This window comes from Pseudomonas sp. Root71 (genome assembly GCF_001429045.1).
Classification (GTDB): Bacteria; Pseudomonadota; Gammaproteobacteria; order Pseudomonadales; family Pseudomonadaceae; genus Aquipseudomonas; species Aquipseudomonas monachiensis.
Map to the genome: position 1 here is coordinate 1 of NZ_LMHY01000023.1, position 3,853 is coordinate 3,853.

The following is a 3,853-nucleotide window of genomic DNA, read 5'->3' on the forward strand; positions in this document are numbered from 1 at the left end:
GGTCTCAGCTGCAGGATCAGGCTTATCAGCCATGTGTTCAGGTAGTGCCAGGTCAAAACGGATGATGGTTGTGCCACTGGTGTAATGCGTCGCATACGACTCGACCTGATGGATAAAGGCTTTCATGGCGTCCTCGATGATTGCCTTACCCTTACCACCGTTGATCTCGTACCCACCCATTTCTTCAACCTCAACCAATCTTGATGCCATGAGGTTATTTTCCTTGTTGTTTAATGATTACAAGATGACTCGATTGGTAGCTGCTCTCTCAGAGGACTAACTCTCAAAGAAGAAGCATAAGGATATTATTAATAACCACCGTCAAATCAGGTCAATCAGGTGGCTGAATATCCAGTAGTCCTGCGGGTCTAGACCCATCGAACCAGTAAAAAATCTGCCATAGGATTAGGTAGTTACTGCTGTGCAGATTTTACTGCTCGCTGAACCGTCGATAAGCTGACGTTGAGTGCCTTGGCGACCTTGCGATAAGACGCTCCTGGAGCGTTCATGGCTTCTCTGATGGCCTCGTCATCAATGGTCTTTGTTCGACCTGTGTACACGCCTGCAGCCTTTGCTTTCTCAATCCCTTCTCTCTGGCGTTCCTTGATCATGCTCCGCTCAAACTGAGCGACTGACCCCAGCAACGACAACATCAGTTCTTGCATTGCGTTGGCTTCCCCGGTGAACAACAGTTGTTCTTTGTGGAAGTGAACGGTCACGCCTCGAGCGATTAATTCTTTTACCAACGAAAGCAGGTCTTCCAGGGAGCGAGCCAGACGATCAATCGAATGGACGTATAGCGTATCGCCTTTGCGTACATGCCGAAGCATCGCCTGGAGTTCTGGTCGATCCGTGGTGGCACCACTCACTTTGTCGGTGAATACTTCATCCAGGACAATGCCGTCCAATTGGCGAGCTGTGTTCTGGTCAACTGACGAAACACGTACATACCCGATATTCGACATAGCCTACTCCGTATTCTTTTGGGTCTAGATGATTTCATTGTGGCTGTATTCTTTATCTAAATCAACCCTAATGAGTACGGAATTTGTATTCATTGTGGTGTGTTCCTAAGGGTGTACCCTAATGGTTCGCTACAGAGCGTTAATAGACTCGCTTGCAGTTACCCTGTGGGGTAGCACCAGGTGGTGATCGATCGTTGATTCTAGGTGTGTAAACAACGGGTAAAAGGCCATTTCAATCGATATGTGAGGGTGGCTTTGAGCTGAGAACTCAAATTTCGAGGAGGGGGAGCATCCCGGCTTAGCAGATCAGCCTGTAAATCGGGGGTTGCGTGGATTATTCGTGGAAATCCGCAGAACCTGGTGCCTGTTAAGGTTGGGTTTATGCCCTGTTTCCTTGAGGTTTTATTAGGGTTATGGCCATAGTGTCGGGTGCCCGCCAGACAGAACCAGACACTGCCCTACATGCCAAAGTTGACGATAGGCCGAATGGCCAAGCTGTATGGATTACATCGATCAAGCCTATATCAGGCTGTAGATGAGGGTCGCGTGTCTGTTGAGGTTGATGGCAAAGGTCAGAAGGTTATCGATCTGTCTGAGATGATTCGTGTGTATGGCGAACCATCCGGGTCTACCCGACAGAACCCGACACCAGGTCTGGACACGCACCCGACAGCTGATTCAACAGCGTTTGCTGCAATGATTGAAGCAGCCATTACCAAGGCAACAGCCCCACTGATTGCGGAGATAGCAGCTCTACGTGAGTCGTTGCTTCGTATTGAGTACAAACCTGATTCTCAACCTGTACCGATACAATCAGAACCAAGGGTTGAACCTGTTCATGTGAACTCATTTGCTGATTTGTTGGCGAACCTTGACGATTAACCTACTCGAGCTCTTAGCTGTTCCCAAGTTTCACCAGGGCGTGCCAATGATGCTATGTCAGCGTTTGATTTCGGTTTGTTCGTGTTAACACGCTTGGTAGGTGCCTTCGCTTTAAATGTGAATACCAGGTGAGTGATCTTTCGTCCTGTCTTACGTTGTTCCCACTTCACTTTGAGTGGAGTGTGAGTATTGATTTGCTCCACTGCAGGTTCAATCACCCATCTGCGAAGGTCTGCCATTAGTGGATAACGGCTGTCGAGTTGAAACCATGCTCGAAGTTGTTCAATGCTTATCTCTCGCTGCCCCACAGACCCCCATTGAGTTATTAACTCGAACAAACGTATGGCGTGCGAACTCGTCATCTTGGCTACATCAGCCAAAGCATATCTGGTGAAGTTAGCGGATAGCTCTGTGAGAAATGGCAGTATGTCTTTGCTGAACCTGAGTTCGATCCGCCCTTCACCTGGTACATAGTCAACCGTCTGAACCCACCTGGTGAGTCGTTTGCGTGCTGGGCGATCAGTACCATCAGGTTCTCGTAGGATCGTCACCCTTCGATCAAACAGTCGTTCAGCTGCTGCAGCCAGGTCTCGGTATGCAGTTTTAACATCTGTGCCGGCAAGCTCAGCAACTTCTATAGCTGATACGGAATACAGGATTTCATCTGTTACAGGTTCATCACGCCTGACCTGGGCAATGCAGGCCAAGACCACTCGTTGCTCAGCTACGCTCAGCCTGTATGAGGCTTCAACCAGATGGTTCGACTTGATGATCTGCAGGTCGTTGGACATGACGGCTCCTTGTGTATGAGAACAATATCCGTCTCATATTTAGCCGTCAATCCCTCCACACATAACCGTCATTCTCTCCATGTCTAACCGTCATTCTCTCCACATTTGACCGTCATTCTCTCCACATTTAAACCGTGTAACCATTGCCCGCTGTGGTCTGTAGACGACCTAAAAGGTTTAAAAGGATAAAAGTAAAAACTGTTGATCAACGAAGATGTGAATGATCTGTCAACGTACGAAGTTTAAGCCTCTGTTGTTATGGAGAGACTTGGTGGTGCTTCTATCGGGGCGTAGATGATGAATCCGATCTGACCTGACAGCGTAATAGTCAGAGAAATGATCTTGAGTGTGCTCGTAATGGCGAAGATGATCTTGGTGAATTTGTTATTCATGGCCTGGTGATTTCCAATCAGTGTGAACATGTATTTAGTACTGACCAACATAACGAGGCATCTCGCACTTTCAATGGTGAATGCCAAAATCACGTCGTTTCCTGATGTACTAAGCAACCTGCAGGCAGCTGTGTCAGATGCTCGAATGTTCTGGAAATAACTAAGAGCTCCTACAGTGTCGCACAAGGCACGATCTGTTGCTACTCGCTAATTACCACGAGTATTCAGGTGATCGTGCCTTGTGCGGCTCTGTGGGAGCTTACAGGGCTATTAACGGTGCTGATTGGATGGGTTTGCTACCAAAACAGACTTTGGGTTTAGGTTGCTGGTGTTAACCGAGAACTTCCCCAGTTACGATGACCAGCATTGGCTGCATATGTTTTACCCCGTACTTTTGCCAGGTAACTGATGTGGTATATGGCCTTTCTTCGAGATGCGTCGTTTTTGATCCGGTGAGTTTTTGTATGCCAAACTCGCCCTCCGTCAGCCAGACGCTGCCATATATCTTCAATCAACCCCAATGTGCCGCAGCCTGCAGTGGTTTCAGTAGAGAGCAATCCAGGTGATCGTACTTGCCTGAATGGCAGGCCGATGTAGCAATGAAAATGTCCTTTCTTGGCGGTCTCTACTTCTCGCACCCAGGCGTAGATGATTTTCTTCACCCCGTTGTTAACCGTGTACCCAAGACGTTCCTTGAGCTTTTTAAAGAAGGCAGAGATCAGCTCGGTCTCAGCTGCAGGATCAGGCTTATCAGCCATGTGTTCAGGTAGTGCCAGGTCAAAACGGATGATGGTTGTGCCACTGGTGTAATGCGTCGCATACG

At 48.3% G+C, this 3,853-nt stretch carries 5 protein-coding genes; 1 reads left to right on the forward strand and 4 read right to left on the reverse strand.

The features are described from left to right. Both ASD95_RS16235 and ASD95_RS16240 read right to left on the reverse strand, forming a co-directional pair. Positions 1-210 (reverse strand): hypothetical protein (locus tag ASD95_RS16235; protein WP_156385789.1); only part of this gene is annotated, 210 nt, incomplete at its 3' end. A 203-nt stretch (positions 211-413) separates the two neighbouring features. Beyond that, positions 414-965, reverse strand: coding sequence for a recombinase family protein (locus ASD95_RS16240; protein WP_056725199.1), 552 nt, complete (start codon positions 963-965; stop codon positions 414-416). Between the two features lie 486 nt (positions 966-1,451). Here ASD95_RS16240 and ASD95_RS29195 point away from each other — a divergent pair, with 486 nt between their 5' ends. Then, positions 1,452-1,847: a hypothetical protein gene (locus tag ASD95_RS29195; RefSeq protein ID WP_156385790.1), complete on the forward strand. Its 396-nt coding sequence runs from the start codon at positions 1,452-1,454 to the stop codon at positions 1,845-1,847. Here ASD95_RS29195 and ASD95_RS16245 read toward each other — a convergent pair. Further along, complete coding sequence (locus ASD95_RS16245; protein ID WP_056725201.1) at positions 1,844-2,638, reverse strand: replication initiation protein; 795 nt, start codon at positions 2,636-2,638, stop codon at positions 1,844-1,846. The two genes, ASD95_RS29195 and ASD95_RS16245, sit on opposite strands and share 4 nt — an antisense overlap. A 709-nt stretch (positions 2,639-3,347) precedes the next feature. Next, positions 3,348-3,853, reverse strand: a 506-nt coding sequence (locus ASD95_RS28755; RefSeq protein WP_156407398.1) for a YagK/YfjJ domain-containing protein, incomplete at its 5' end; no start/stop codon positions are given.